Source organism: Cupriavidus sp. a3 (assembly GCF_051015765.1).
Lineage (GTDB): Bacteria > Pseudomonadota > Gammaproteobacteria > Burkholderiales > Burkholderiaceae > Cupriavidus > Cupriavidus oxalaticus_A.
This window is the reverse complement of record NZ_CP170644.1, coordinates 1,863,958-1,890,768: the sequence shown is the minus strand read 5'-3', so window position 1 is coordinate 1,890,768 and position 26,811 is coordinate 1,863,958. Positions and strand designations below refer to the sequence as shown.

Sequence of the window (26,811 nt, the reverse complement as noted above, 5' to 3'; positions counted from 1 at the left end):
ACCTCAGAACGAACGCGGCAGTTCGAGCACGTGCTCGGCCACGTAGGACAGGATCAGGTTGGTGGAGATCGGCGCGACCTGGTACAGGCGCGTTTCGCGGAACTTGCGCTCGATGTCGTATTCGGCGGCAAAGCCGAAGCCGCCGTGCGTCTGCAGGCAGGCGTTGGCCGCTTCCCACGAGGCATCGGCGGCCAGCAGCTTGGCGATATTGGCTTCCTTGCCGCACGCCTTGCCGGCATCGAATAGCCGCGCCGCCTTGTAGCGCATCAGGCTGGCGGCCTCGACATTGACGTACGAGCGCGCGATCGGGAACTGCACGGCCTGGTTCTGGCCGATCGGGCGGTCGAACACGATGCGGTCGCGCGCATAGTTGCTGGCGCGCCCGACGAACCAGTAGCCGTCGCCGATGCACTCGGCGGCGATCAGGATGCGCTCGGCGTTGAGGCCGTCGAGGATGTATTTCAGGCCCTTGCCTTCCTCGCCGATCAGATTCGCGGCCGGCACTTCGAGGTTATCGAAGAACAGTTCGTTGGTCTCGTGGTTGACCATATTGCGGATCGGCTTGACCGTCAGGCCCTTGCCGATGGCGTCGCGCAGGTCGACCACGAACACCGACAGCCCGTCGGACTTGCGCTTGACCTGGTCCAGCGGCGTGGTGCGCGCCAGCAGCAGCATCAGGTCGGAGTGCTGCACGCGCGAAATCCATACCTTCTGGCCATTGACGATGTACTTGTCGCCCTGGCGCACCGCGGTGGTCTTGAGTTTGGTGGTGTCGGTGCCGGTGGTGGGCTCGGTCACGGCCATCGACTGCATGCGCAGTTCGCCCGAGGCGATGCCGGGCAGCCAGCGGCGCTTCTGTCCCTCGGAGCCGTGGCGCAGCAGGCAGCCCATCACGTACATCTGGCCATGGCAGGCGCCGGAATTGCCGCCGCTGCGGTTGATTTCTTCCATGATGACCGAGGCCGCGGTCAGCGACAGGCCCGAGCCGCCGTAGGCCTCGGGAATCAGGGCCGACAGCCAGCCGGCCTGGGTCAGCGCCTGCACGAACCGCTCGGGAAAGGCTTCCTGCTCTTCCACGCGCTGCCAGTATGCCGAATCGAAGCCGGCGCAAAGGTCGCGCACGGCCTCGCGGATTTCGGGATACAGCAGTTCCGGATCCTGTTCTGCAAGCATGGGGAGGCCCCGTCTATTTCGAATGGGGCCATTATTCCCGACCCCCCTGCCCGCCGAAATTCGGATTTGCGAAAGAGCGGCTTAGGGCCGCCGGAAGCGCTTGCGGCGCGCTGTGCACCTGGTTGCATAGCGCAAGACGCCCGGCTGTGCCGGGCGTCCGGGGGGCGCTTCAGGGGCGCTTCAAAGGCAGACGCGCGGGCCTGCGGGTGGGTATCAGTGTACGAACAGCCAGATCAGGATCAGGACAAAGGCCGGGACACCAAGTAGCCAGGCAAGGATGTAGGGCATGGTGTAGCTCCTGTTTTGCACTAGTCGTGGTGATTCCAATATAGGGTCGGGCCCGTGGCGGCACTGTCGGGGAGGTTCCGCTTGCCGTGTAGGACGCCGCCGCACGGCCAGGTAAGGCGTAGCCGCATTCGGCTGCGGCCAGCGCCGGAGGCCAGCGGTGCGTGCTAGGCTCAGGTCTGTACCAAAGCACCTTGGGGGCGAGCGATGGACGGGGTCTGGTCGGAAATCTACGGCGCCCTTCGCGCCGAATTCAGCGATTTGCCCGACGCCGGCGAAGCCACCCGCCTGCTGGTGCGGCTGACCATGGCGGTGGTGCTGGGCGGGCTGATCGGCTATGAGCGGGAGGCCTCGGGCAAGGCCGCGGGGCTGCGCACCCATATGCTGGTGGCGCTGGGCTCGGCGCTGTTCGTGCTGGTGCCGCTGCAGGCGGGCGTGCCGCTGGCGGACATCAGCCGTGTGCTGCAGGGGCTGACCGCCGGGATCGGCTTCCTGGGCGCGGGTGCGATCCTGAAACACGGCAGCGAATCCGATATCAAGGGCCTGACCACGGCAGCCAGCATCTGGATGGTGGCGGCAATCGGCGTGGCGGCCGGCCTCGGGCGCGAAACCACGGCAGTCATCGCCACGGTTTTCACGCTGGTCATCCTGCAGCTCCTGCTGCGCTTGAAATAGCGCTTCGGGACACTACAGGCCGGTTCTCCCACCGGACTGCGCCAATCTCCTTTCAATGCGCGCCAGCGCACGCTGCGCCGGCGCGTACCGGCCTATGCTGCAAATGCTGTTCCGCGATGACGGGGCAGGCAGCAGGCAGGGGAGGGGGCATGAAATCATCGATCCGTGACGATGCGGCGCTGGCCGCTTTCGTGGGCCCGCGCTACGCGTATTACAGCGGCCGCTGGGCCCTGGCCGAGGCGCGCGGCGGCATGTCGTGGAACTGGGCGGCGTGCCTGTTCGGCCCGTTCTGGATGGCCTACCGGCGCATGTACTGGCAAGTCGGCGTCTATGCGCTGATCGTCTGCATGGAGCCGGTGCTGCACGCGTTATTCCGCGTCGACATGCCGCTGGCGCTGTCCCGGCCGCTGCTTTATGCGCTGGCGCTGCTGCTGGGCATGTATGGCAACCAGCTGTACCGTTGGCAGGCCGAGTCCACCATCCGGCGCCTGCGTGAATACCACTGGTCGCCGGAACTGGTCCACGATTCGCTGGCGCGCTGCGGCCGCACCAGTTGGCCGGGAGTCTTCGCCATGGGGCTGCTTCTGGCGGTCATGGCGGTCTCGCTGCGGCCGCTGGCCGGGCTGGTGGCGCACTCCACGGGGCTGGCCGCCGGCTAGGGCACGGCGCTTATACCGGCGCTTATACCGGCTCGCGCGACGCGTCGACCAGGTACTGGATCAGGGTCTCGGCGAACTGGGGCAGCTCGCGCCCGGGGCGCCGGACCAGGCGCAGCTCGCGCTTGGCCCATTCGTCTTCCAGCTGGATAAAGCGCAGCACCTTGCGGCTGGCGTAGCGCCGCGCGCAGCTGTTGGGCACGATGGCAATGCCGGCGCCGGCCTCGACCATGCGGCACACCGCGTCGAAGCTGCCGACCTGGATGCGCAGGCTGATGCGCTTGCCCATGCCGCTGGCGATGCGGTCCAGGAACGACTGGATCGCGCTGAACTGGTTCAGCCCGACAAAGCGGCAGGTATCGAGCAGGTCGGCGAAATGCAGCCGCTTGAACGCCGGCAGCGGGTGGTTCACCGGTGCGATCACGATCAGCTCGTCGCTGCACAGGTGCATCACGTCCAGGTCCTGGGTCGCGACTTCACCCGCCACGATGCCGAGGTCGGCTGCGCCCGCGCTGATGGCCGACACGATTTCCTGCGACAGATGCTCTTCCAGTTCGATATCGATGTCGGGATTCTCGGTCAGGAAACGCGACACGCCGGTGGCGAGGAAGGAATTGGTGGCGGTGGTATTGGCCAGCAGCCGCACGCGCCCCTTGATGCCCTTGGCATAGGGGCGCAGGTCTGCGTGCAGGCATTCCAGCTCGCGGAAGACTTCGCGCGCATGGCGCAGCAGCGCATCGCCCGCCGGGGTGAGGCGCACGCCCTTGACCTGGCGGATCAGCAATTGTGTCTGGAACGCCTCTTCCAGCTGCTTGATCCGGGTGCTGGCCGCCGGCAGCGACAGGAAGCTGCGCTCGGCGGCGCGGGTGAGGTTTTCCGTCTCGCCGACGTTCAGGAAAAGGCGCAGATCGGTCAGGTCGTAATGCATGGGCTTCCGTCAGGCCAAAGGCCACTTTTGTGATTCGTGAATTCCAAAGACGCGGGTGCCAATTTATCGTATCCCACGTGGCATTGACATCCGGAATGACAGCACTCGGGCGTCGCCGGTCGCGCCGTGCCGATAATCGCACCGGAATTTGGACCGGACCGGCATGTGAACGGCGAATCCGGACGATCATCGCGCCGTACGCACGGTGATCACCCCGCCCACGGCGGCAGTGACCGGACGACAGGATTTCAGAAGATTTCAGAGGAGCAAGGCAATGAGCGGTTTGATGGCAGGCAAGGTCGCGCTGGTGACGGGCGCGGGTGGCGGGATCGGGCGCGGCATCGCGCTGGCAATGGCCGCCGCCGGGGCCAAGGTGGTGGTCAATGACCTGGGCGTGTCGATGACCGGCGAGGGTGGCGACACCGGCCCCGCGCAGCGCGTGGTGGAAGAAATCCGCGCCGCCGGCGGCGAGGCCGTGGCCAACACCGACAGCGTCTCGACCTGGAACGGCGCCAACGCCATCGTGCAGTGCGCGCTGGACAATTTCGGCCGCATCGACGCGGTGGTCAACAACGCGGGCAACCTGCGCGACCGCATGTTCTTCAAGATGAATGAAGAAGAATGGCGCTCGGTGATCGACGTGCACCTGCACGGCACCTTCTTCGTCAGCCGCGCCGCCGCCAGCTACTTCAAGGACCAGGAGAGCGGTGCCTACGTGCACATGACCTCGACCTCGGGCCTGATCGGCAACCTGGGCCAGGCCAACTACTCGGCGGCCAAGCTGGGCATCGCCGCGCTGTCGAAGTCGATCGCGCTGGACATGCAGCGCTTCAACGTGCGCTCGAACTGCATCGCGCCGTTCGCGTGGAGCCGCATGACCAGCTCGATCCCCGCTGAAACGCCGGAAGAGAAGGCCCGTGTCGCCAAGCTGCAGAAGATGGAAGCCGGCAAGATCGCCCCCGTGGCGGTGTACCTGGCCAGCGACGCCGCGTCCGAAGTCAACGCCCAGATCTTCGCGGTGCGCGCAAACGAGATCATGCTGATGAGCCAGCCGCGCCCGGTGCGCTCGGTGCACATGAGCGAAGGCTGGACCCCGGAGAGCGTGGCCGAGATCGCCATGCCGGCGATGCGCAACAGCTTCTTCAAGCTGGAGCGCTCGCCCGACGTGATCGGCTGGGACCCGATCTGAGATGGCGGGGGCGCAATCGCTGCCCGGCACCGCCCGCGGCGCCCTCCAGGGCGTGCGGGTGCTTGACCTGTCGCGCATCCTGGCCGGACCGTGGTGCGCGCAGAACCTGGCCGACCTGGGGGCCGAGGTCATCAAGGTGGAGCGCCCCGGCGCCGGCGACGACACCCGTTCGTGGGGGCCGCCCTGGCTGCCCGATGCGAACGGCCAGCCGTCGCGCGACGCCACCTACTTTGCCGGCGCCAACCGCGGCAAGCAGTCGGTGACGCTGGATATCGCCAGCCCGGAAGGGCAGGCGATCGTGCGCGAACTGGCGGCGAAGTCGCAGATCGTGCTGGAGAACTACAAGGTCGGCGACCTGAAGCGCTACGGGCTGGACTATGACAGCCTGAAGGCGGTCAACCCGGCGATTGTCTATTGCTCGATCACGGGCTACGGCCAGACCGGGCCGAGCGCGCACAAGCCCGGCTACGACTTCATCTTCCAGGGCCTCGGCGGCCTGATGAGCGTCACCGGCGAGCGCGACGACTTGCCCGGCGGCGGGCCGCAGAAGGTCGGCGTCGCGGTGGTCGACATGCTGACCGGCATGTATGCCACGGTGGCGGTGCTGGCCGCGCTGCGCCATGCGGAACGTACCGGCGAGGGCCAGCATATCGACATGGCGCTGCTCGACGCGGTGGTGGCGGTCGGTGCCACGCCGATCATCGCCCAGCGCGTGACCGGCAAGGCCATGCCGCGCTTTGGCAACGCGCACGCCAACATGGTGCCCTACCATGTGTTCGCCACCGCCGACGGTTACATGATCGTGGCGGCGGGCAACGACGGGCAGTGGCAGGCCTACTGCCGCGGCATCGAACGCCCTGACCTGGCGGCCGACGAGCGCTTTGCCACCGGCCCCGGCCGCATCGTCCACCGCGAGACGCTGGTGCCGATGCTGGAGGCGCACATGCGCACGCGCGAGACCGCCCACTGGGTCCAGGCGCTGGAGGCGCAGGGCATCCCGTGTGGGCCGATCAACGACTACGGCCAGGTGCTGGAAGACCCGCAGGTGCGGCACCGCGAGCTGCAGGTCGACCTGGTGCGCGACGACGGCAGCCTGTGCCCGACGGTCAAGAGCCCGTTGCGGCTGTCGGCAACGCCGGTGCAGTACGATGCGCCGCCGCCGCGGCTGGGACAGCATACCGGGCGCGTGCTGGAAGACGTGCTGGGTTTGTCCGCCGCACGCATTGCCGCGCTGCGGGAGCAGGGCGTCATCTGAAGCACAGGTCCCCGGGGGCGCCTGCACAAGGCCCCCGCATCGCCTAGGCTGTTTCCAGGGCGCACCGAGCGCCTAACTCCCGGAGACAGCACATGGATGAGGAAACCTTCAACCTCAGCATCCGCAAGTTCCTCAAGGTCGTCGGCGTCAGTTCCCAGCGCGAGATCGAGCAGGCGATCGCCCAGGCCATTGCCGATGGCACCATCTCCGCCACCGGACGCTTTCCGGTGACGATGACGCTGGAACTGCCGGCGGCAAAGCTCAAGGCGAAATTCGACGGCGAGATCCAGCTTGAATAGCGCGGCTCAGGCGGGATCCAGCTCGCCGCGCATCCCCCGCAACCGGTACTCGCCTGGCGCCACCCCGGTCCACTTCTTGAACGCGCGATGGAAGGTGCTCGGCTCCGAGAAGCCGAGCCGCAGCGCCACTTCCTGCAGCGTCATGCCGGGGTGTTCCAGCATACCGATGGCGACATCGCGGCGCAGGCTGTCCTTGATGCTCTGGTAGCCGCGGCCTTCGTCGCGCAGCCGGCGGCGCAGCGTCTGCGGCGTCAGCCGCAGCATCTGCGCCATCTGCTCGAGCGATGGCAGTTCGTCGCTCAGATGCGAGCGCAGGTGCTGGCGGATGCGTTCGGCCAGGCAGCAGCTGTCGCGGTAGCGGATCAGCAGGTTGCGCGGCGCTTCCTGCAGGAAGGCGCGCAGGCTGTCGCCGTCCTGCATCACCGGCAGGCGCAGGCAGGCGGCATCGAAATGCAGCGCCGTGAACGGCTGGCCGTAGTGCACGGCGGTCTTGAACACGCGTTCGGTGTCGCTGCCGCCCTGCGGGCGTTCGTTGGCCAGGTCGACGCGGAGCAGCGGGATATGCTGCGCCACCAGCCAGCTCACCAGCGCATAGCCCTGGAACACGAAGGTCGATTCCGCGAAGCTGCGGCAGGCGGAGGTCGGTGCGCGCCGCTGCAGCCGGATGGAGGCAACCCTGCCGTCGGCGCTGACATGCAGGCGCGGTGTAAAGGCATCGAGATGCAGCCGGTACAGGCGCATGGCGGCGTGGATCGCGTCTTCCAGCGTGGCGCAATGGATCATGGCCCGCGCCGCCTGGGCAAACGTGCCGGGCGGGACCGGCCGCTCCAGCAGCCCCCACAGCTCGTCGCGCATGACGCGGCGCAGCGTGCGGATCAGCGCCGCGTACTGCCCCTGTGTCACGCGCGCGCTGGGCGAGGCCAGCAGCGCCGGCGAAACGCCGGCGCGGCGCAGCAATGCGTCGACGTCGTGACCGAGGCGGCGCGCACCCTGCAGGATGCGGTGCACGTGCTGGATCGCGACAGTGTGGCGTGCCGGGGCCTGGGCAGTCGTGGCTGCCACGGCTCCCTTGGCGCCCTGGGCTTGTGCCGCGCCGGTCAGGCGCGCGGCGCTGCCGGGCAGCGGACCCTGCGTCAGGGCGCCGGCGAAGTGCAGCTTGCCCGGTACTGGCGGGCGCAGCGATGGCAGGACAGCGGTGTGCATGGGTCTCCTCGTCACGTGACGCGCCGGCGCGGACATTTCCTGTCTTTGCGCCACCTTATCAAGCGCCTGCAGCACCGCACAATCGGGATTTGCCAAAGCCTGCCTTTTGCCTGAACGATTCGGCCAATCATTTTGGCCCGTCTGGTCATTGTCCACGCACCGCAGCATCGCGCACTCTCCGGCTAATACAAGAGAACCGGCCCGCCAGCGCGGCCAGTACCGGGTGAACCGGGGCCAGGCCCCCAACCGCCCCGGAAAAAACCAAAGGAGACAACACATGCAGGCAAATCGTCGTGGTGCGGATCTTCGTCATGCATCGAGGCGCTTCGGTGCAGGGCTGCTGGCGGCGGTGGGCGTGGGCCTGCTGACTTCGGGCACCGCCTGGGCCGAGGCAGCCTTCCCGAGCAAGGCCGTGCGCCTGGTGGTGCCATATCCGGCCGGCGGCGCCACCGACGTGCTGGGGCGCGCGGTGGCGGATGGCCTGGGCAAGGCCTGGAAGCGCCCGGTGGTGGTGGAGAACCGCCCCGGTGCCAGCAGCATGATCGGCTCCGAAGCGGTGGCCCGTGCCGAGGCCGACGGCCATACCGCGCTGCTGACGATTACCACGCTGGTGCAGGCGCCCAGCCTCTACGCCAAGCCGCCGTTCGACCCGGTCAAGGATTTCGTGCCGGTGTCGGAGCTTGCCACCACCAACCTCGTCTTTGCCGTGCACAGCTCGGTGCCGGCCAACAACCTGAAGGAATTCATCGAACTGGTCCGCGCCAAGCCGAAGCAGTTCTCCTACGGCTCGTACGGCACCGGCTCGAGCGGCCACCTGTACGGCGAGATCTTTAAGGAGTCGGCCAGGCTCGACATGGTGCACGTCTCATACAAGGGCGAGGCGCCGGAGCTGAACGACCTGCTTGGCGGCCAGGTGCCGGCCGCCGTCATTTCCGTGATGGGCGCCAAGCCGCACAACGCCTCGGGCCGCTTGCGCGCGCTCGCCGTGACCGGCGCGGCGCGCTCGCCGCAACTCCCGGATGTGCCGACCTTCCGCGAAGCCGGCGTGGCCGGCATGGACGGCCAGGGCTGGTTCGGCCTGTTCCTGCCGGCGGCGACGCCGCGCGCGGTGGTCGACAAGTACGCCGCCGAGGTCAACCGCATCCTGGCCCAGCCCGAGCTGCGCAAGCGCATGGGCGAAATGGGGATCGTGCTGACCGGCAGCACGCCAGACGCCTTCGCGCAGACCGTGCAGGCCGACTACGCCCGCTGGGGCAAGGTGATCCGTATCAACAACATCCGGCTGGACTGATTTTCCATTTTGAATTGAACCGCTTGAACCGCTCACCCCTGCTGCAAATGAAGCCTGCTACAAGTACCAACCTGCCGTTCCGCTCTCCGGCCTGGCCGCCGGGCCTGCCCGCCACGCTGCACACGCCGCGCACCAGCCTGTACTACAACGTCGAGGCCGCCGCGCGCCGCTATCCGGACAAGGCCGCGATCCGGTACTTCGGCACCGCGATCTCGTACGCGCAGCTGCAGGACGAGATCGAGCGCATGGCCGGCTACCTGCAGCAGGCCTGCGGCATCCAGCCCGGCGACCGCGTGCTGCTGTTCAGCCAGAACTGCCCGCAGTTCATCATTGCCTACTACGCGATCCTGCGCGCCGAAGGCGTGGTGGTGCCCGCCAACCCGATGTGGCTGGAGGCCGAGCTGGCGCACGTGGTCTCCGACAGCGGCGCGGTTGCCGCCTTTGCCGGCAGCGAGCTGTACCAGTGCCTGTCGCCGCTGCATGGCCAGGCTTTGCGCCACGTGATCGTGCACGACTACGCCGGCATGCTGCGCGACGACGGCGGCCTGCCGGTGCCGGCATGGCTGCGCGAGCCCGCGCCGGCGCTGCGGGCGGCGCCGTCCGGCGCAATGCCGGTGGCATGGGAGACCGCCAGCGCGGCCGGGCATCGCCCGCTGCCGCACCAGGCCGGCTTCGACACGCTGTGCATGCTGGCCTACACCTCGGGCACCACCGGCAATCCCAAGGGCTGCATGCATACGCACGGCACCATGATGACCGCCGCAGTCGGCTCGCAGATCTGGCGCAGCAGCACGCCCGAATCGGTGGTGCTGGCGGTGGCGCCGATGTTCCACCTGCTGGGCATGCAGAACTGCATGAATTCGCCGATCTACCTCGGCGCCACCGTGGTGCTGATGCCGCGCTGGGACCGTGCGCTCGCCGCCGACCTGATCGAGCGCTACCGCGTCTCGGTGTGGGGCGCGCCGCCGGCGATGATGGTGGACTTCTTCTCCCAGCCCGGCATCGCGCAGCGCGACCTGTCGAGCCTGGCCTTCCTCGGCGGCGGCGGTGCGGCCATGCCCGACGCGGTCGCGAACATGCTGCAGGAACGCTTCGGCCTGCCTTACGTGGAAGCCTACGGCATGACCGAGACCGCCTCGTTCCTCTTGTCCAACCCGCGCAACAAGCCCAAGCGCGAATGCCTGGGCATCGCCACCTTCGGCGTCGACGCGCGCGTGATCGACCCGCAGACGCTGCAGGAACTGCCGCAAGGCCAGACCGGCGAGATCGTCGCCCACGGCGGCCAGGTGATGCAGGGCTACTGGCGCAACCCCGAAGCCAACGAGGCCTCGTTCGTCGAGCTCGACGGCAAGCGTTTCCTGCGCACCGGCGACCTGGGCTTCATGGACGAAGAGGGCTACTTCTTCATGCGCGACCGCCTCAAGCGCATGATCAACGCCTCGGGCTTCAAGGTCTGGCCGGCGGAGGTGGAAAACCTGCTGTATGGCCACCCGGCCATCCACGAGGCCTGCGTGATCGCCGCGCGCGACAAGCGCCGCGGCGAGACCGTCAAGGCGGTGATCGCGCTGCGCCCCGAGGCGCGCGGCACCGCCGAGGCCGATCCCGAACGCATCATGGCCTGGTGCCGTGAGCGGCTGGCTGCCTACAAGGTGCCGCGCATCGTCGAGTTCGTCGAGGCGCTGCCCAAGTCGGGCACCGGCAAGATCCAGTGGCGCGCCCTGCAGGAACGCGAGATGCAGGCCGAAGCCCCGCGCGCCTGAGGGCGGCGAAACCCGGAACAAAGAGAGACACAGCATGCAGCAAAGCAGACGCAACTGGCTGGCGCAGGCCGGCACCCTGGCCGGCGCGGCCATCCTCGGCAGCACCGGCCAGGCCTTCGCCCAGCAACCGTATCCGAGCAAGCCGATCCGCCTGATCGTGCCGTATCCCGCCGGTGGCGGCACCGATACCGTCGGCCGCCTGGTCGGCCAGCGCCTGGCCGAGATCCTGGGCCAGCCGGTGGTGGTGGAGAACAAGCCCGGTGCCAGCGGCATGCTCGGCAACGACACCGTCGCCAAGGCGCCGGCCGACGGCTACACGCTGCTGCTGGCCATCACCGCGATGATCCAGTCGCCCAGCCTATACAAGCGCATGCCGTACGACGTGGCCAGGGACTTCACGCCGGTGTCGCTGATCGCCAAGTCCTCGGACCTGTTCGTCGTGCCCAACCGCGTGCCGGCCAGCAACATGCGCGAGTTCCTGGCGCTGGCCAAGGCAGGCAAGCTCAGCTACGGCTCCTACGGCAACGGCACCTCGTCGCACCTGCATGGCGAGCTGCTGCGCCAGCAGGCCGGCATCGACATGGCCCATATCCCGTACAAGGGCGCCGCGCCGCTGATGAGCGACGTGCTTGGCGGGCAGGTGGATTCGGCCTTTGTCGACGTGACGTCGGCCAATCCCTACCTGGGCAGCAACAAGTTCAGGATCCTCGGCATCACCGGCAGCCAGCGCTACAAGGCGCTGCCCAATGTGCCGACCTTTGCCGAGCTGGGTTTGAAGGGCTTCGAGCCGAACGGCTGGTTCGCGCTGTTCCTGCCGTCCGGCGCGCCCAAGGACGTGACCGCCAGGCTGGCGGCCGAGACCGCGCGCATCGTGAAGCTGCCCGAGGTCTCGCAGAAGCTGGCCGGCATGGGCCTGCAGCCGGTCGGCTCGAGCCCGCAGGAACTGGCCGAGGTGGTCAGCGGCGACATGCCCAAGTGGGCCAAGATCGTGCGCGACGCCAACATCCAGCTGGACTGAGCGCCCACGGCACCGCATACCGGAGTCTATCCATGGAAACCATCCGCTTTGCCATCGAAGACGGCATCGCCACCCTGACCCTGAACTACCCCGAGCGCAAGAACGCGCTGTCGATCCCGATGCGCGGCGAAATCGGCGAAGCCATCCGCCAGGTGCGTGCCGACGAGAGCGTGCGCGCGCTGATCCTGACCGGCGCCGGCACCGACTTCTGCTCGGGCGGCGACATCAGCTCGATGCAGGTCGAGATCGACGCGCCGCGGGGCCGCCGCCGGCTGCAGCAGGCGCACGGCTGGCTGGAAGACCTGATCCAGCTGGACGTGCCGGTCATTGCCGCCGTCAACGGCGCGGCCTACGGTGCCGGCTTCAGCCTGGCGCTGACCGCCGACATCATCCTGGCCACGCCGCGGGCGCGCTTCGGACTGCCGTTCCTGCGCATGGGCCTGATTCCCGACTGTGGCGTCTTCTACACCTTGCCGCGGATGATCGGGCTGCAGCGCGCCAAGGCGCTGATGTTCTCGATGCGCGAGCTCAATGCCGAGGCCGCGCAAGACCTTGGCATCGTCATGGAAATCGTGCCGGAAGAAAGCCTGGCCGGGCGCGCGCAAGCGCTGGCACGCGCCTTCACCGAGGCCTCGCCGGTCGCGGTGGGCCTGACCAAGCAGGCGCTGAACGCGTCGCTCAACCAGGACCTGCACACCATGCTGGCGATGGAAGCGGACGGACAGGGCATCGCCTTTTCCACCGGCTATCGCCGCGAGGCCGCAGACCGCTTCATGGCCAGGCAGCCGCTGCGCTACCGCTGGCCCGACTGAGCGCCGCCGCCATGTTGCTCCGCAGCATGGCGACTCACAGTTGTTTACGTATACAGGCAGGCCGCGCGAGACGCCGCTTGCCCCTGTCGATCATCCGTCTATCCCCGTATCCGAATACTTATGGCAACCCAACACCACCATGCGGCGCCCGCCGCACGCCAGACTCCCTGGATGACCGAAGACCTGGAAATGTTCCAGGACACCGTACGCCGCTTTATCGAGCGCGAACTGGCACCGAATGAAGCGCGCTGGGCCGAGCAGGGCTATATCGACCGCGACGTGTGGCGCCGCGCCGGCCAGGCCGGCCTGCTGTGCGCCAGCATCCCCGAAGAGTACGGCGGCGGCGGCGGCAACTTCGCGCATGAAGCCGTGATCACGCGCGAGATGGCGCGCGCCATCTTCACCAGCCTGGGCAACAACGTGCACAGTGGCATCGTGGCACATTACCTGCTCAACTACGGCACCGAAGCGCAGAAGAAGAAGTGGCTGCCGCAGATGGCCAGCGGCGAGATGGTCGCGGCCATCGCCATGTCGGAACCTGGCGCCGGCTCGGACCTCAAATCGGTACGCACCCGCGCGGTGCGCGAACAGACCGCAAACGGAGACTGCTATCGCATAAACGGTGCAAAGACGTTTATTACGAACGGTTACCACGCCGACCTCGTGTGCCTGGTCGCCAAGACCGATCCGGAAGCCGGCTCGCGTGGCGTCTCGCTGATCATGATCGAGGCGCGCGACCTCGAAGGCTTCCGCCGCGGCCGCATCCTCGAGAAGATCGGACAGAAGGGCCAGGACACCGCCGAGCTGTTCTTCGACGACGTGCTGGTGCCGTGCGAGAACCTGCTCGGCGAGCAGGAAGGGCAGGGTTTTTACCAACTGATGCAGCAGCTGCCGCAGGAGCGGATGATCATCGCGCTGGGCGCGACCGCTTCGATGCATCGCGCGATCGAGCTCACCACCGAATACGTGCGCGAGCGCAAGGTCTTCGGGCAGGCGCTGGCCGACCTGCAGAACACCCGCTTCCGCCTGGCCGAGTGCAAGACCGAGGCCACCATCGCCTCCACCTTCGTCGACGACTGCATGATGCGCCTGATGGCGGGTACGCTGGATGCCGCGACCGCCGCGATGGCCAAGTGGTGGTGCACGCAAAAGAATTGCGAGATCATCGACGAGTGCCTGCAGTTCCACGGCGGCTACGGCTACATGCTGGAATATCCGATCGCGCGCATGTACGCCAACGCACGCGTCGGCAAGATCTACGGCGGCTCCAACGAAATCATGAAAGAGCTGGTGGCACGCACGCTCTGATGGCCGCGCGCAGTGCCAACTGCTATCAGCACTCTGCGTTTGCTGATGCGCGTCTAAGCTAATTCTGAAAGCAACACAAAAGCCGGCACAGGATGCCGGCTTTTGTGTTTCCGGTTACAAAACCGGCTGTGCACGGATCGGCGGAAAGGTGTAAGGTGTGTCACAAGCATAGTCAATGGCCCGTCGCGCGCGGGGTGCGGCACCGAGTGGAAATATCAGCCAAAAGCTGACAGCGCCACCAGCGGAATCAGGCGATAAACGCAGCGTGGAAACAAGCGTTGCGTCGATGCAAGATTCGTCAACTCGGACTCCACCATCGCCGTTATTTGACTATGATGAAGTAAAGTCTTCGCAACATTCACCGGTCGTCAAGCCGGGGTGGCGAACCGCGGAACTTGCGAAGTCTTGAAGGGTAGAACTACCTTCGCCTCGGATGTGAACTCTGACGGGAGTGAGGTATGGACATTTTCGGCCATTACGCTACGCGCTTCGAAGCCCGCAAGGAAGAGGAATACAGCATCCAGGAGTACCTGGAGATCTGCAAGAAGGATCCGACTGCCTACGCGACCGCTGCCGAACGCATGCTCGCCGCGATCGGCCAGCCTGAACTGGTGGACACCCACCACGATCCGAGGCTGTCCCGGCTCTTCTTCAACAAGGTCATCCGCATCTATCCGGCCTTCCGCGACTTCTATGGCATGGAGGACACGATCGAGCAGATCGTCTCATTCTTCAAGCATGCCGCGCAGGGCCTGGAAGAGCGCAAGCAGATCCTGTATCTGCTCGGGCCTCCCGGCGGCGGCAAGTCCTCGCTCGCGGAGAAGCTCAAGGCGTTGATGGAACAGATCCCCATCTACGCGCTGAAGGGTTCGCCGATCCACGAGTCGCCACTGGGCCTGTTCTCGCCGGAAGAAGACGGCAAGATCCTGGAAGAGGACTACGGCATCCCGATCCGCTACCTGAACACGATTGCCTCGCCATGGGCAGTCAAGCGCCTGCACGAGTTCAACGGCGACATCACCAAGTTCAAGGTGGTGAAGCTGCGCCCGTCGGTGCTGTCGCAGATCGCGATCTCGAAGACCGAGCCGGGCGACGAGAACAACCAGGACATCTCGTCGCTGGTGGGCAAGGTGGACATCCGCAAGCTCGAGGACTTCCCGCAGGACGATCCGGATGCGTACTCGTATTCCGGCGGCCTGTGCCTGGCCAACCGCGGCCTGCTCGAGTTCGTCGAAATGTTCAAGGCGCCGATCAAGGTGCTGCACCCGCTGCTGACCGCGACCCAGGAAGGCAACTACAAGGGCACGGAAGGCTTCGGCGCGATTCCGTTCGACGGCATCATCCTGGCGCACTCGAACGAGGCGGAGTGGACCACCTTCAAGTCGGACAAGAACAACGAGGCATTCCTGGACCGTATCTATATCGTCAAGGTGCCGTACGTGCTGCGCGTGTCCGACGAGGTGAAGATCTACGACAAGCTGCTGCGCTGCAGTTCGCTGTCGGCCGCGCCGTGCGCGCCGAACACGCTGAAGATGATGGCGCAGTTCGCGGTGCTGACCCGGATCAAGGAGCCCGAGAACTCCAACGTCTTCTCGAAGATGCGCGTCTATGACGGCGAAAGCCTGAAGGACGTGGACCCGAAGGCGAAGTCGTACCAGGAGTACCGCGACTACGCCGGCATCGACGAGGGCATGAACGGGCTGTCGACGCGCTTTGCGTTCAAGGTCCTGTCCAAGGTCTTCAACTTCGACAATACCGAAGTTGCGGCCAACCCGGTGCACCTGCTGTATGTGCTCGAGCAGCAGATCGAGCGCGAGCAGTTCCCGCCGGAGCAGGAAGCCAAGCTGCTGTCGTACATCAAGGAGTACCTGACCACGCCGTTCGTGGAGTTCATCGGCAAGGAGATCCAGACCGCTTACCTGGAGTCGTACTCCGAATATGGCCAGAACATCTTCGACCGCTATGTGGTGTTCGCCGACCTGTGGATCCAGGACCAGGAGTACCGTGATCCCAACACCGGCGAAATCCTCGACCGCAACGCGCTGAACGACGAGCTGGAGAAAGTGGAAAAACCGGCGGGTATCTCGAACCCGAAGGACTTCCGCAACGAGATCGTCAACTTCGTGCTGCGGGCGCGGGCCAACAACAGTGGCAAGAACCCGGTCTGGACCAGCTATGAAAAGCTGCGGATGGTGATCGAGAAGCGCATGTTCTCCACCACGGAGGACCTGCTGCCGGTGATCTCGTTCAACGCCAAGTCTTCTCGCGAAGACCAGGACAAGCACGAGAACTTCGTCAACCGCATGGTCGAGAAGGGGTACACGCCCAAGCAAGTGAGACTTCTGGTGGAGTGGTATCTGCGCGTAAGAAAATCATCGTAACGGCGCCGCGGAAGCAGTCTCTCAACGAGGGCAACATATGGCTACGGTCATCGATCGGCGCGAGAACGGCGGCAACAAGAGTGCCGTCAACCAGCAACGCTTCATCAAGCGCTACCGCGAACAGATTCGGCAGGCGGTGGCAAAGGCGGTGTCCGGCCGGAAGATCATGGACATCGAGCAGAGCGGCCAGGTGTCCATTCCGGTCAAGGACATCACCGAACCGATCTTCCACCACGGCCCGGGCGGCCGGCGCGAGTGGATCCACCCTGGCAACAAGAAGTTCGTCAAGGGCGATTCCTTCGACCGGCAGCAGCAGGGCGGTGGCGGGAGCGGTTCGCGGGCCAGCGACAGCGGCGAAGGCGAGGACGATTTCGTCTTCACGCTGTCGCGCGAGGATTTCCTCAATTTCTTCTTCGAGGACATGGCGCTGCCGGACCTGGCCAAGCGCCACCTTGCCAAGATCGCCGAAGTGCGCAAGGTGCGCGCCGGCTATTCCATCGACGGCACCCCGTCCAACCTGTCGATCCTGCGCACCATGCGCAGCTCGATCGGGCGGCGCATCGCCTTGTCCAGCCCTTACCAGAAGCGCCTGCGCGACCTGGAGCTGGAGTACGCCGAGGCGCTGGACAAGGACGGCCCCTACGCCGAAGGCACGCTCGAACTGATGGAGAAGATGCGGCACCTGCGCGCCTGCATCGATCGCGTGCCCTTTATCGAGAAGCTCGACCTGCGCTACAACAACCGCGTGCTCAAGAAGCGCCCGCAGGCCCAGGCGGTGATGTTCTGCCTGATGGACGTGTCCGGCTCGATGGACGAGAGCCGCAAGGACCTGGCCAAGCGCTTCTTCATGCTGCTGTACCTGTTCCTGAAGCGCAACTACGAGCGTATCGACGTGGTGTTCATCCGGCATCACACGGTGGCCAAGGAAGTCGAAGAGGAAGACTTCTTCCACTCGCGCGAGTCCGGTGGTACCGTGGTGTCCAGTGCGCTGAAGCTGATGGTGGAGGTGGTCCATGACCGTTATCCGCCAAGCCAGTGGAACATTTACTGCGCGCAGGCCTCCGACGGCGACAACTGGGCTGGCGATTCCGAACTGTGCGGACGCCTGCTGCGCGAGTCGATCCTGCCGCTGGTGCAGTACTACGCATACGTGGAAGTGGCGTCCGAGGAACCACAGAACCTCTGGGAAGAGTATCTGACGGTCAAGGGCCAGTTCGAGCACTTTGCGATGCAGCGCATCATCGGCGCGGACGAAATCTACCCGGTGCTGCACGACCTGTTCCAGAAGCGGGCGGCTTAGTTGGGGCCTGCTGCCGGGGCAACCGGCAGCGAAGGCCGCAGTGAAGTCTGGTGGCAAGGCAACGCGGACCACGCGGCGCGCCAGCGCGCGCGCCTGCGCGGTTGGCGCCTTGCCCGCAACAAGGGGCGAAGATGGCTTATCTGTCCACGGGTTCGGAATGGACCTTCGAGCTGGTCAACCGGTATGACCGCGAGATCGCCCGCATCGCCGGCGAGTTCGGGCTGGATACCTATCCCAACCAGATCGAGATCATCACGGCCGAGCAGATGCTGGACGCCTACGCGTCGGCAGGGCTGCCGGTGGGCTACAACCACTGGTCCTATGGCAAGCACTTCCTGGCGTCGGAGCGCAGCTACCAGCGCGGCCACATGGGCCTGGCTTACGAGATCGTCATCAACTCCAACCCCTGCATCGCCTACCTGATGGAGGAGAACACCATGCCGATGCAGGCGCTGACGATCGCGCATGCCTGCTACGGCCACAACTCCTTCTTCAAGGGCAACTACCTGTTCCGCACCTGGACCAACGCGGACGCCATCGTCGATTACCTGCTGTTCGCCAAGAACTACGTGGCCGAGTGCGAACAGCGCTACGGCGAACAGGAAGTGGAACTGCTGCTCGACTCCTGCCATGCCTTGCAGAACTACGGGGTGGACCGCTACAAGCGGCCCAAGAAGCTCTCCATCACCGAAGAGAAGGCGCGCCAGGCCGATCGCGAGAACTACCTGCAGATGCAGGTCAACGATCTGTGGCGCACGCTGCCCAAGCATCGCCCGCACGCGCTGACGGCCGACGAAGAGGCGCCGGAAATGACGTTCCCGCCCGAGCCGCAGGAGAACCTGCTGTACTTCATCGAGAAGAACGCGCCCAAGCTGGCGCCGTGGCAGCGCGAGATCGTGCGCATCGTGCGCAAGATCGCGCAGTACTTCTACCCGCAGCGCCAGACCAAGGTGATGAACGAAGGGTGGGCAACGTTCTGGCACTACACCATCATCCACCAGCTCTACGAAGAAAAGCTGGTCAACGATGCCTTCATGATGGAGCTGCTGCAGGCGCACACCAACGTGATTTACCAGCCGCCGTACCACAGCCCGTATTACAGCGGGTTGAACCCGTACACGGTGGGCTTCCTGATCTTCCAGGACCTGCGCCGCATGTGCGAGAACCCGACCGACGAGGACTACCGCTGGGCGCCGGAGATCGCCGGCAGCGACTGGCGCACGACGCTGGACTTTGCGATGCGAAATTTCAAGGACGAGAGCTTCCTGCTGCAGTTCCTGTCGCCGCGCGTGATCCGCGAACTGAAGCTGTTCTCGGTGCTGGACGACGACCGCGAGGGCAAGCTGCGCGTCACCGCCATCCACGACGACGAGGGCTATCGCGCGATCCGCCAGCTGATGGCGGCGCAGTATGACCTGTCGACCATGGAGCCCAATATCCAGGTCACCAATGTCGATATCGGCGGCGACCGTTCGCTGACGCTGCGCCACCTGCAGAATGACCGCCGGCCGCTGGCGCACAATTTCGACGAAGTGGTGCGGCACGTGACGCGGCTGTGGGGCTTTACCGTGCGCCTGGAAGTGGCCTATGAAGACGGGCGCACCGAACTCAAGTACGAATGCAAGCCGGAGCGCCGGCACCGCAAGTCGCACAGCGGGCTGAGCCTGGCCGCGTGATCGCCTGATCCTTCGCAGTGCTTGCCACGCGCGTTGCCTGAAACCTCAGGCAATGCGCGTTTTCATTTTCACTCGCACCATCCACGCACCAGTTCGACCGCCCGGCTGTCCGTGCCGTCGAGCACCGCCTCGCCCAGCACGCGGCTCCACCAGCGCTCCGACCCGTCCGCCACGCGCCACGCATGCAGCCGGCGCGTGCAGAGCTGCAGGTCGTATTCCTCCGTGATCCCGATCGCGCCGTGCACCGCATGGGCGATGGCCGCCACTGGCGTGACGGCATCGCTGGCGCGCAGCTTGCCGAGCGCGGCGCGCAGGCGCTCGGGCTGGCCGGTGGTGCTGGCGCAGGCCAGCTGCGCCGCCACGCGCGCTGCCGCCACATGCTCGGCCATCTCGCTGACCTGATGCTGGATCGCCTGGAACTTGCCGATGGCGCGGCCGAACTGCTGGCGGTCGTTGGCGTACTGCAGCGTCAGGTCGAGCACCCGCGACAGCGCCCCGGCCAGCTGGACCGCGTGCAGGCAGGCGCCGAGTGTGCGCAGCGTGCCGGGCGCCAGCCGGAACGCAGCCGGCATGGCCGCGTCCGGGCGCGGCAGCCGCAGGGTCAGGTCGGCGTGCGCCCCGGTGGGCTCGGCGCGCGCGTCGGCCGCCGGCAGCAAGAGGCAACGCTCGCCGTCCTGCACCAGGAACCACCGGGCATGGCGCGCATCGGCGACGAGCGCAGCGGGCGCGCCGTCGTCGAAGCCCGCCAGGGCGATGGGTCCGTCGGGCAGGGCGATGCCCTGCGCGTGCAGCAGGGCGCGGGCGAAGATGGTTTGCGCCAGCGGCAGCGGCAGGACATGGCGGCCGGTGACGAACAGCACGGGGGCCAGTTCAGGCAGCGGCAGCGCGGCGCCGCCGGCGGCCTCGGGCAGCAGGCAGTCGGCAAAGCCGCTGTCGCGCAGGGTTTGCCACAAGGGAGAGGGATCGGCCTGCCGTTCCAGCGCGCGGACCGTGGCGGGCGTGCAGCAATCGCGCAGCAGCGCGTCGAGGGCGTCGGAGTAAGCGTTATGCATGATGGGTCTCGTCGGGGGGGCGGGACGTCGGGACGGTGCGGCGGGTCTTCAGCGCAGGCCGAGGCCGCGCGCGATCATGCCGCGCAGGATCTCGCGCGTGCCGCCGCGCAGCGAATACGACGGGGCGATCTGCGTGACGTAGGCCAGCGTGCGATAGAGCGCGCCGTCGGCGGCCAGTGCCGCTTCGTCGCCGAGCGCCGCTTCCACCAGCGCGGGGACCGATTGCTCGAAGGTCGTGCCCAGGTCCTTGACCAGTGCGGCCTCGACCACGGGGCTTTCACCGGCCGCCAGGCGCGCGGTCACCGCCAGCGACATCGCGCGCAGCACCGCCAGGTGCCCGGCAAGGCGGCCCGCGGTCACGGTGTCGCGCCGTGCCGGCGGCAGGCGGCGCATGGCGTCGAGCCAGGTGTCGAGCAGCACCACGCTGGAGTACAGCCGCTCGGGGCCGCTGCGCTCGAACGCGAGTTCGGCGTTGACCTGCTCCCAGCCGCTGCCGTCCTGGCCGACCAGCGCATCCGGGGCCAGCGCGACGTCGTCGAAGGTGACCTCGGAGAAGTGCGCATCGCCGGCCAGGTCGTGGATCGGCCGTACCGAGACGCCGGGCGCGTGCAGGTCGACGATGAACTGCGACAGGCCCGCCTGCCGGTCCTGCGGCGTGCCCGAGGTGCGCACCAGCGCGATCATGAAGTGGCAGCGGTCGGCGTTGGTCGTCCAGATCTTGCGGCCGGTCAGGCGCCACGAGCCATCGGGCTGGCGCACGGCGCGGGTCGTCACGCTGGCGAGGTCGGAGCCGGAGTTCGGCTCGCTCATGCCGATGCAGAAGAACGCCTCGCCGCGGCAGATCGCGGGCAGGTAGCGGGCCTTCTGCGCGTCGCTGCCGTAACGCAGGATCAGCGGGCCGCTCTGGCGGTCGGCGATCCAGTGCGCCGACACCGGCGCGCCGCAGGCCAGCAACTCCTCCACCAGCACGAAGCGCGAGTAAGGATCGAGGCCGGCGCCGCCGTATTGCGCCGGCAGCGTAATGCCGACCCAGCCGCGCGCCGCAAGTGCGCGGCTGAACGCCGCATCGAACCCCATCCACGAGCGCGCGCGGGTTTCCGGCGGCAGGGCGGGCAGGTGGTCGTCAAGAAAGGCGCGGACCTCGGCGCGGAACGCGAGCGCGTGCGGCGGCAGGGGCGTCAGGTCGAAGGTGGATAGCAAGGCGGTCACGGTGAAGTCCGGTAGCTGTGGCACGCGAGCCCTGCGGAACGCGGCGGCGGCTGCCTTGCATTCCGGATGGCTCAGGGTGGGCCACAGCGTAGTTCACGCGTCGAGCGCCAGTCCAATATTGATTTATTGGGAAGCGATACCGATTCGATATGGAGGTGCCCCCCGGCCGGGTCACCCTTGGGGGCCGGTGCCAGTGCTTCAGGCCGTCCCCGCTCGCGGCGTACGCGGCCGGACCGCCGAGGTCACCCCGGCGCGTTCGAGATTGACGCCCGGCAGCAGGTGCAGCAGGCGCACCAGCTCGGACTGGCGGTGCGTGCCGGTCTTGCGCAGCGTATCGCGGATATGCACGCGCACCGTATGCGGCGACAGGAACTCGCGCTCGGCGATTTCATTCAGCGTCTCGCCGGCGGCGAGACGGACGGCGATGATGCTTTCCTTGCGCGACAGCCCGAACAGCGAGGCCAGCACGCCCGCATCGAGCACCGCGCGCGATTCCGAATTGCCGAACAGCATCATCGCGGCCGGCAATTGCCACGGGCCTTCCACCGGCTGGCGCGAGACCAGCGGCGTGACGATGATCGGCACCGGCTGCCCGCCGGAGGTGATGTGCATCCAGGAGCCCGACGCGGCTTCGGCGCCGCGGCCGCGCATGGCGCCGTCGAGCAGCTTGCGCAGCACCGCCTGCAGCGTGTCGCTGTGGGCGCGCAGCACGCCGTCCTGCAGCGACAGGTGGCTGTCGGCCTGCACCAGCGCCTCGGCCCAGCTGTTGGCGTAGCGCACGCGCAGGTCGGCCTGCAGCACCATCACGCCAAAATCCAGGGTATCGAGCCCGGCCAGGCCAAGGCTGGCCAGCCCGCTCAGTTCAAAGTTGCGCTGCTGCATGCGCGCGGCACGCACCCAATGCGGCATGACGTGGGCCAGGCGCCGCTCGCGCTGGCCGGCGCTGATGCTGCCCGCGCTGGTGCCGCTCATCAGTACGCAGACCTCGGCGTTCTCGACCAGGCGGATGCCATGTTCGAGTCCGCTGCATGCCAGCGTGGAGACTGGACGCTCGGCCACGGCGCCATCGTGAGAGGCCGTGTGCAGCGGCGCGCAGGCGGGGCTGTCAGGCGTGTCGGCCGGCATACAGCAGGCGCCGGCGTAGGGCAGCTCGAGCGGATTGGGCAGCCAGCCGCCAACGCTTGCGCCGTTGGTGAAGCAGCCGTGGGGCGTGACGCCCAGGCGTGCATGGCCGGCGAGCTTGTCCCAGATCAGGTAACGCGGGCTGCCGGTGGAGGTGTACCGGGAGAAAAGGTCGAGTGCCGCCGGCATTGCCGCAACGTCCAGCGCGGACTCGTAGATCGAGTCGACCAGACGATGGAAGTCCTCGTCCGTAGTCGGGTGTTCGCCCATGTTCACATTCCCCCCGGCGGCAAACGCCTCCTGCTTGTGCCACGGCAAGTGGCCACTTTCTTTTGTGTTATCGGTGCCGCTCTGGCGTTCTGTACCTGCGCCGATACGGCTCGCAGCGGTCCCGTCAGGCTCATCCGGCGCGCTGCGATAAGGCAATCATGCCAAACAATGTTGTTTCTTTTGTCCCCCGTGTCGGGAGGGAAAACACGGATTGCAGGCATAACACTTAGCTGGGGCCATACCAAATTGCTGCTTTGCAGCGTATGGGAGGTCGGGCGCACTACCGACTTGTGAGGCGTGATGGTAATGCGGGTGACGAGAACGCCGAAATTTTCAGCACGGAAATAGTGCCGGGCGTTTCACACACGCCACACGTGTCCAGAATGTTGGCGGCAAAAAGCCCCCGTTGCCGGGCCGAGAATAGGTTGCCATACCCGTGTTTCTGCGAACGGGCCGGTTCGAACCGGCATTCGAACCGGCTGCTATGGCGCCGCCGGGTTCGCTTGCTCGTCGCCCCCCACCTGCAGCCCTTTGCCATCGACCTGAATGGTCAGGCTGGGCGATGCCATGCGGATGCCGTGGGCGTCGAAGTTGCGCTTCAGGCGTGCATTGAACGCGCGCGTGATTTCCGCCTGCGTCAGCGGCCGGGTCTTGAACTGTGCCATCACCACCGGCCCGCTCGGGTCGAAGCGGTCCAGGCCGAGGATGTCCAGCCCCGACATCAGGTTGCGCGAGTAGCGGAAATCTCGCGCGATTTCCGTGCCGGTGGTGCGGATCAGCTCGAGGGCGCGGTCGAGGTCGCTGTGGTAGCTGATGCCGATGCTGAACACGGCATAGCCATAGCCGCGCGACAGGTTCTTGACCGCCTTGATCTGGCTGTACGGCAGCGTATGCAGCGCGCCGCGTCCGTCGCGCAGCTTGACCGTGCGGATGGTCATACCTTCGACCACGCCGGCATGGTCAGGCAGCTCGATCGAGTCGCCGATGGCGATAGAGTCCTCGACCACGATAAACAATCCGGTGATCAGGTCCTGCACCAGGCTCTGCGCCCCGAAGCCGATCGCCAGCCCGACCACCCCCGCGCCGGCCAGCAACGGTGTCACGTTGACGCCCAGGTTGGCCAGCACGGCAATCACCGCGATCAGCAGCAGCCCGATGAACGAGGCATTGCGCACCAGCGGCAGGATGGTCTTGGCGCGCAGGCTGGGCTGCGCGCCGCGTCCATGCGCGGGCGACAGCGTCTGCGTGATGGCGGTGTCGATCAGCAGCCAGACCAGCCAGGCCAGCAGCACGGTGCTGGTCACGCTGAACACGGTCTCGGTGATATGGCGGCCCACTGCGGAAGATTCCGCCAGCTGCATCAGCGACGTGTCCCAGACGCGCATCACCATGGCAAGAAATACCACCCAGATCGCCACCCGCAGCAGCGCCATGGCGAAGCGGCCAAAGCGCTGCACATAGGCCGAGCGCCGGCGGTCGCGGAAGCGGGGCGGCCGTGCCGTTGCCTTGGGCGAGCGCCTGGCGACCATCGTCAGCAGCAGTGCCGCCACGAACAGCGCGACCGAAGCCACGGTGCGGCGCAGGAATACATCGGCGTGGCCGGCGGCGAGCAGCGTGCCGATCACCGACGCGACCACCACCGCGAGCACCGGCAAGTGCCAGGCCTGGCCGATCAGCCGCAGCAGGTCGGTCAGGCCCGGGTGGGACTGGCGGAAGGCCAGCGGCCGGTGGCTGATCAGCTGGCCGATCTGGCGACTGAAAACGAGCGCGAACACGCCGATGCCCAGTGCTGCGGCGATATTGGCCGTGGTCGACACCAGCGCGGCGAGGTTGGTGCCGAGCACCGCGACGACGCGGCTGTCGGTGGCGCTGTCGCCCAGGGCCGCCAGTGCGCCGGTGCAGAACAGCAGCCACGGCGAGCGCGCCAGCAGCTGCCGGACCGCAAGCTGGCGGTGCGCGGTGCGGAACAGGACGAAGATGACCTGGCACATCGCGGCGGCGACGGCACCCGCCACGATGGCGTATGCGACCAGCACCGCGGCCACGGCTGCTGGCGACTGCGCGAAGGTGCGCGTCGCCATCAGCAGCGTGATGCCGAATGCGATCACCCAGGGCCCGATATGCCGCAGCATGAAGACGCCGACATCCACCCAGGACGGCACCTCGGGCAGCCTGGCGCGCTCGGTACGCGGGCGCGGCGGCGCGCGCCGGCGCCGGATGCGATGGCCGATCTCCCACAGGCCCCAGCCGCTCGCCGCCCATACCGCCAGCACCAGCGCGAATTCGCGCAGCGATTCCAGCCCCGAGCGGGTGCCCCGGTGGGTCAGCGCGGCGCGCCATTCCTCGCCTGCGAAGCGCGAGCGCCAGCCCCAGTATTGCCACGGGCCGCGGTCCTTGCGCAGGTGCGTGTCGACTTCGTCGAGCACCTCGGCCACGGCTCCGATCAGCCCGGGTGCCGAAGCGCCGGCCGCAGCGGCGGACGCCGGCGCCGGCGCCACCGCGGAAGCGTCCAGGCCGCGCCGCAAGGCCTGCAATTGGCCGACCAGCGCGCGCCGTTCGCGATCGTCCTGCAGTGTTGCGATGACCTGGTCGAGCGACTGCGCCAGCGGCACGCTGGCCGGGGCCGCCGGCGCGCTGGCCGGCGCCGGAGCGGGCTTGGCCGGTGCCAGCAGGGTGGCAAGCGGGCCTGCCGCCATAGCGGGCGCTGGAACCGTACAACACAGCAGTGCGAGCGCCAGCAGCGCGGCATGCATGGCCAGGCTCGCACCTGGCGTGAGCCGGCGTGGCCACATCGATCGGGAGGGGGCGTTGCGATCGGGTTTGCGCATGGCTGGATGTCCGCACCCGGCCCGGCGTGACGCTGCCGGCGGAGGCGCGGGAATGAACGTCGATCGCGCCACTGTAGCGCATCGGCGGTGCCGGGTGACGCACCGCCGCATCCGGCACGTCGGGCCACCCCGGGTCCACGTCTGGGTCCACGTCTGGGTCCACGTCGGAACCATTCGTCGCTTCGGACGATGCGTCGCTTGCGCCGATCCACGAATCTCGAACCCACTCCGGCGTGGGCATTTCGGCGCCCGCCGGCCACTCTCAGATCGCGGGCGCGCGCACCAGAACCGGTGGCCCGTCCGGCCAGCAACAAGACACAAAGGAAAGACGGCATGGAACTCAATGCATCGGTATCGGCAGTGATCACGGGCGGCGCCTCGGGCCTGGGCGCGGCAACGGCGCGCGCGCTGGCGGCGCACGGCGTGCGCGTGGCGCTGTTCGACCTCAACGCCGAGAAGGGCGAAGCACTGGCGCGCGAACTGGGCGGCGTGTTCTGCCAGGTGAACGTGACCTCGGAAGCTGAAGTCGAGGCCGGCTTCGCCAGGGCACGTGCCGCCATCGGCCAGGAGCGCATCCTGGTCAACTGCGCCGGCACCGGCAATGCCATCAAGACCGCGTCGCGTTCCAAGGAAGCGCCGGACCAGATCAAGCACTTTCCCTCCGATGCCTTCGAACGCATCATCCAGATCAACCTGATCGGCACCTTCCGCTGCATCGCGCGCTCGGCGGCCGGCATGCTGACGCTGGACACCGCGGGCGGCGAGCGCGGCGTGATCATCAGCACCGCATCGGTGGCGGCGCAGGATGGCCAGATGGGGCAGGCCGCGTACTCGGCGTCCAAGGCCGCCGTGGTCGGCATGACGCTGCCGATCGCGCGCGACCTCGCGGGCGAGGGCATCCGCGTCAATACCATCCTGCCGGGCATCTTCAATACGCCGCTGCTGCAGGGCGCGGCCGAGAACGTCAAGGCCGCGCTGGCCGCTTCGGTGCCGTTTCCCAAGCGCCTGGGCCAGCCGGAAGAGTTCGCCTCGCTGGCCGTCGAGATGTGCCGCAACGGCTATTTCAACGGCGAATCCGTGCGGCTGGACGGCGCCATCCGGATGGCGCCGCGCTGAGCGAA

General features: G+C 67.1%; 21 protein-coding genes. 14 read left to right on the top strand and 7 right to left on the bottom strand.

What is annotated here, in order from left to right; all coding sequences use genetic code 11:
- Positions 1-3: 3 nt before the first annotated feature.
- On the bottom strand, positions 4-1,173 hold the full coding sequence (locus ACAD63_RS30425) for an acyl-CoA dehydrogenase family protein (RefSeq protein WP_133094876.1): 1,170 nt from the start codon (positions 1,171-1,173) through the stop codon (positions 4-6).
- A 492-nt stretch (positions 1,174-1,665) separates the two neighbouring features.
- On the opposite strand from ACAD63_RS30425, the gene ACAD63_RS30420 reads away from it, so the two are divergent.
- Both ACAD63_RS30420 and ACAD63_RS30415 read left to right on the top strand, forming a co-directional pair.
- A complete protein-coding gene (locus ACAD63_RS30420; RefSeq protein WP_133094877.1) occupies positions 1,666-2,133 on the top strand; it encodes an MgtC/SapB family protein in 468 nt (155 codons plus the stop codon).
- A 149-nt stretch (positions 2,134-2,282) separates the two neighbouring features.
- A complete protein-coding gene (locus ACAD63_RS30415) occupies positions 2,283-2,792 on the top strand; it encodes a DUF2628 domain-containing protein (RefSeq protein WP_135703639.1) in 510 nt (169 codons plus the stop codon).
- Positions 2,793-2,814: 22 nt separating this feature from the next.
- On the opposite strand, the gene ACAD63_RS30410 is transcribed toward ACAD63_RS30415, so the two are convergent.
- Positions 2,815-3,717, bottom strand: a complete 903-nt coding sequence (locus ACAD63_RS30410; protein ID WP_029047285.1) for a LysR substrate-binding domain-containing protein — start codon at positions 3,715-3,717, stop codon at positions 2,815-2,817.
- 274 nt (positions 3,718-3,991) lie between these two features.
- Between ACAD63_RS30410 and ACAD63_RS30405 the strand changes: the two genes are divergently transcribed.
- The 3 genes from ACAD63_RS30405 to ACAD63_RS30395 all read left to right on the top strand — a co-directional run bounded on the left by ACAD63_RS30405 (position 3,992) and on the right by ACAD63_RS30395 (position 6,460).
- Positions 3,992-4,906, top strand: coding sequence for an SDR family NAD(P)-dependent oxidoreductase (locus ACAD63_RS30405; RefSeq protein ID WP_133094880.1), 915 nt, complete (start codon positions 3,992-3,994; stop codon positions 4,904-4,906).
- Position 4,907: 1 nt separating this feature from the next.
- Positions 4,908-6,161, top strand: a complete 1,254-nt coding sequence (locus ACAD63_RS30400) for a CaiB/BaiF CoA transferase family protein (RefSeq protein WP_135703640.1) — start codon at positions 4,908-4,910, stop codon at positions 6,159-6,161.
- 92 nt (positions 6,162-6,253) lie between these two features.
- Positions 6,254-6,460: a DUF6494 family protein gene (locus ACAD63_RS30395; RefSeq protein ID WP_133094882.1), complete on the top strand. Its 207-nt coding sequence runs from the start codon at positions 6,254-6,256 to the stop codon at positions 6,458-6,460.
- A 6-nt stretch (positions 6,461-6,466) separates the two neighbouring features.
- On the opposite strand, the gene ACAD63_RS30390 is transcribed toward ACAD63_RS30395, so the two are convergent.
- Entirely contained in the window at positions 6,467-7,663 is a 1,197-nt protein-coding gene (locus tag ACAD63_RS30390) for an AraC family transcriptional regulator (RefSeq protein ID WP_195427921.1), read from the bottom strand.
- A gap of 277 nt (positions 7,664-7,940) precedes the next feature.
- Between ACAD63_RS30390 and ACAD63_RS30385 the strand changes: the two genes are divergently transcribed.
- From ACAD63_RS30385 to ACAD63_RS30350, 8 genes are all read left to right on the top strand, one after another.
- The gene (locus ACAD63_RS30385) at positions 7,941-8,954 is read left to right on the top strand and encodes a Bug family tripartite tricarboxylate transporter substrate binding protein (RefSeq protein WP_133094884.1); all 1,014 of its coding nucleotides are present in this window, start codon (positions 7,941-7,943) and stop codon (positions 8,952-8,954) included.
- Positions 8,955-9,001: 47 nt separating this feature from the next.
- Complete coding sequence (locus ACAD63_RS30380) at positions 9,002-10,714, top strand: long-chain fatty acid--CoA ligase (protein ID WP_195427919.1); 1,713 nt, start codon at positions 9,002-9,004, stop codon at positions 10,712-10,714.
- Positions 10,715-10,748: 34 nt separating this feature from the next.
- Positions 10,749-11,732: a Bug family tripartite tricarboxylate transporter substrate binding protein gene (locus ACAD63_RS30375; RefSeq protein WP_135703643.1), complete on the top strand. Its 984-nt coding sequence runs from the start codon at positions 10,749-10,751 to the stop codon at positions 11,730-11,732.
- 32 nt (positions 11,733-11,764) lie between these two features.
- The gene (locus ACAD63_RS30370) at positions 11,765-12,544 is read left to right on the top strand and encodes an enoyl-CoA hydratase/isomerase family protein (protein ID WP_133094887.1); all 780 of its coding nucleotides are present in this window, start codon (positions 11,765-11,767) and stop codon (positions 12,542-12,544) included.
- A 120-nt stretch (positions 12,545-12,664) separates the two neighbouring features.
- The gene (locus ACAD63_RS30365) at positions 12,665-13,852 is read left to right on the top strand and encodes an acyl-CoA dehydrogenase family protein (RefSeq protein WP_195427918.1); all 1,188 of its coding nucleotides are present in this window, start codon (positions 12,665-12,667) and stop codon (positions 13,850-13,852) included.
- A 458-nt stretch (positions 13,853-14,310) separates the two neighbouring features.
- Positions 14,311-16,233, top strand: coding sequence for a PrkA family serine protein kinase (locus ACAD63_RS30360; RefSeq protein WP_133094889.1), 1,923 nt, complete (start codon positions 14,311-14,313; stop codon positions 16,231-16,233).
- A gap of 37 nt (positions 16,234-16,270) precedes the next feature.
- Positions 16,271-17,533 (top strand): YeaH/YhbH family protein, encoded by a 1,263-nt coding sequence (locus tag ACAD63_RS30355; RefSeq protein ID WP_133094890.1) that lies wholly within the window; start codon positions 16,271-16,273, stop codon positions 17,531-17,533.
- A 131-nt stretch (positions 17,534-17,664) separates the two neighbouring features.
- The gene (locus ACAD63_RS30350; protein WP_135703645.1) at positions 17,665-19,209 is read left to right on the top strand and encodes a SpoVR family protein; all 1,545 of its coding nucleotides are present in this window, start codon (positions 17,665-17,667) and stop codon (positions 19,207-19,209) included.
- 68 nt (positions 19,210-19,277) lie between these two features.
- Here ACAD63_RS30350 and ACAD63_RS30345 read toward each other — a convergent pair whose 3' ends face one another.
- From ACAD63_RS30345 to ACAD63_RS30330, 4 genes are all read right to left on the bottom strand, one after another.
- Positions 19,278-20,261: an acyl-CoA dehydrogenase family protein gene (locus ACAD63_RS30345; RefSeq protein ID WP_434034222.1), complete on the bottom strand. Its 984-nt coding sequence runs from the start codon at positions 20,259-20,261 to the stop codon at positions 19,278-19,280.
- A gap of 48 nt (positions 20,262-20,309) precedes the next feature.
- Positions 20,310-21,470, bottom strand: coding sequence for an acyl-CoA dehydrogenase family protein (locus tag ACAD63_RS30340; RefSeq protein WP_434034672.1), 1,161 nt, complete (start codon positions 21,468-21,470; stop codon positions 20,310-20,312).
- 198 nt (positions 21,471-21,668) lie between these two features.
- Positions 21,669-22,862 (bottom strand): helix-turn-helix transcriptional regulator, encoded by a 1,194-nt coding sequence (locus ACAD63_RS30335; protein ID WP_135703647.1) that lies wholly within the window; start codon positions 22,860-22,862, stop codon positions 21,669-21,671.
- A gap of 482 nt (positions 22,863-23,344) precedes the next feature.
- Positions 23,345-25,690 (bottom strand): mechanosensitive ion channel family protein, encoded by a 2,346-nt coding sequence (locus ACAD63_RS30330; RefSeq protein ID WP_434034221.1) that lies wholly within the window; start codon positions 25,688-25,690, stop codon positions 23,345-23,347.
- A gap of 333 nt (positions 25,691-26,023) precedes the next feature.
- Here ACAD63_RS30330 and ACAD63_RS30325 point away from each other — a divergent pair, with 333 nt between their 5' ends.
- Entirely contained in the window at positions 26,024-26,806 is a 783-nt protein-coding gene (locus ACAD63_RS30325; RefSeq protein ID WP_133094895.1) for an SDR family NAD(P)-dependent oxidoreductase, read from the top strand.
- Positions 26,807-26,811: the final 5 nt, after the last annotated feature.

Bases quoted from the DNA above. Each gene is read 5' to 3' on its own strand.
- ACAD63_RS30425 (WP_133094876.1), bottom strand. From the start codon at position 1,173: ATGCTTGCAGAACAGGATCCGGAACTGCTGTATCCCGAAATCCGCGAG.
- ACAD63_RS30420 (WP_133094877.1), top strand. From the start codon at position 1,666: ATGGACGGGGTCTGGTCGGAAATCTACGGCGCCCTTCGCGCCGAATTC.
- ACAD63_RS30415 (WP_135703639.1), top strand. From the start codon at position 2,283: ATGAAATCATCGATCCGTGACGATGCGGCGCTGGCCGCTTTCGTGGGC.
- ACAD63_RS30410 (WP_029047285.1), bottom strand. From the start codon at position 3,717: ATGCATTACGACCTGACCGATCTGCGCCTTTTCCTGAACGTCGGCGAG.
- ACAD63_RS30405 (WP_133094880.1), top strand. From the start codon at position 3,992: ATGAGCGGTTTGATGGCAGGCAAGGTCGCGCTGGTGACGGGCGCGGGT.
- ACAD63_RS30400 (WP_135703640.1), top strand. From the start codon at position 4,908: ATGGCGGGGGCGCAATCGCTGCCCGGCACCGCCCGCGGCGCCCTCCAG.
- ACAD63_RS30395 (WP_133094882.1), top strand. From the start codon at position 6,254: ATGGATGAGGAAACCTTCAACCTCAGCATCCGCAAGTTCCTCAAGGTC.
- ACAD63_RS30390 (WP_195427921.1), bottom strand. From the start codon at position 7,663: ATGCACACCGCTGTCCTGCCATCGCTGCGCCCGCCAGTACCGGGCAAG.
- ACAD63_RS30385 (WP_133094884.1), top strand. From the start codon at position 7,941: ATGCAGGCAAATCGTCGTGGTGCGGATCTTCGTCATGCATCGAGGCGC.
- ACAD63_RS30380 (WP_195427919.1), top strand. From the start codon at position 9,002: ATGAAGCCTGCTACAAGTACCAACCTGCCGTTCCGCTCTCCGGCCTGG.
- ACAD63_RS30375 (WP_135703643.1), top strand. From the start codon at position 10,749: ATGCAGCAAAGCAGACGCAACTGGCTGGCGCAGGCCGGCACCCTGGCC.
- ACAD63_RS30370 (WP_133094887.1), top strand. From the start codon at position 11,765: ATGGAAACCATCCGCTTTGCCATCGAAGACGGCATCGCCACCCTGACC.
- ACAD63_RS30365 (WP_195427918.1), top strand. From the start codon at position 12,665: ATGGCAACCCAACACCACCATGCGGCGCCCGCCGCACGCCAGACTCCC.
- ACAD63_RS30360 (WP_133094889.1), top strand. From the start codon at position 14,311: ATGGACATTTTCGGCCATTACGCTACGCGCTTCGAAGCCCGCAAGGAA.
- ACAD63_RS30355 (WP_133094890.1), top strand. From the start codon at position 16,271: ATGGCTACGGTCATCGATCGGCGCGAGAACGGCGGCAACAAGAGTGCC.
- ACAD63_RS30350 (WP_135703645.1), top strand. From the start codon at position 17,665: ATGGCTTATCTGTCCACGGGTTCGGAATGGACCTTCGAGCTGGTCAAC.
- ACAD63_RS30345 (WP_434034222.1), bottom strand. From the start codon at position 20,261: ATGCATAACGCTTACTCCGACGCCCTCGACGCGCTGCTGCGCGATTGC.
- ACAD63_RS30335 (WP_135703647.1), bottom strand. From the start codon at position 22,862: ATGGGCGAACACCCGACTACGGACGAGGACTTCCATCGTCTGGTCGAC.
- ACAD63_RS30330 (WP_434034221.1), bottom strand. From the start codon at position 25,690: ATGCGCAAACCCGATCGCAACGCCCCCTCCCGATCGATGTGGCCACGC.
- ACAD63_RS30325 (WP_133094895.1), top strand. From the start codon at position 26,024: ATGGAACTCAATGCATCGGTATCGGCAGTGATCACGGGCGGCGCCTCG.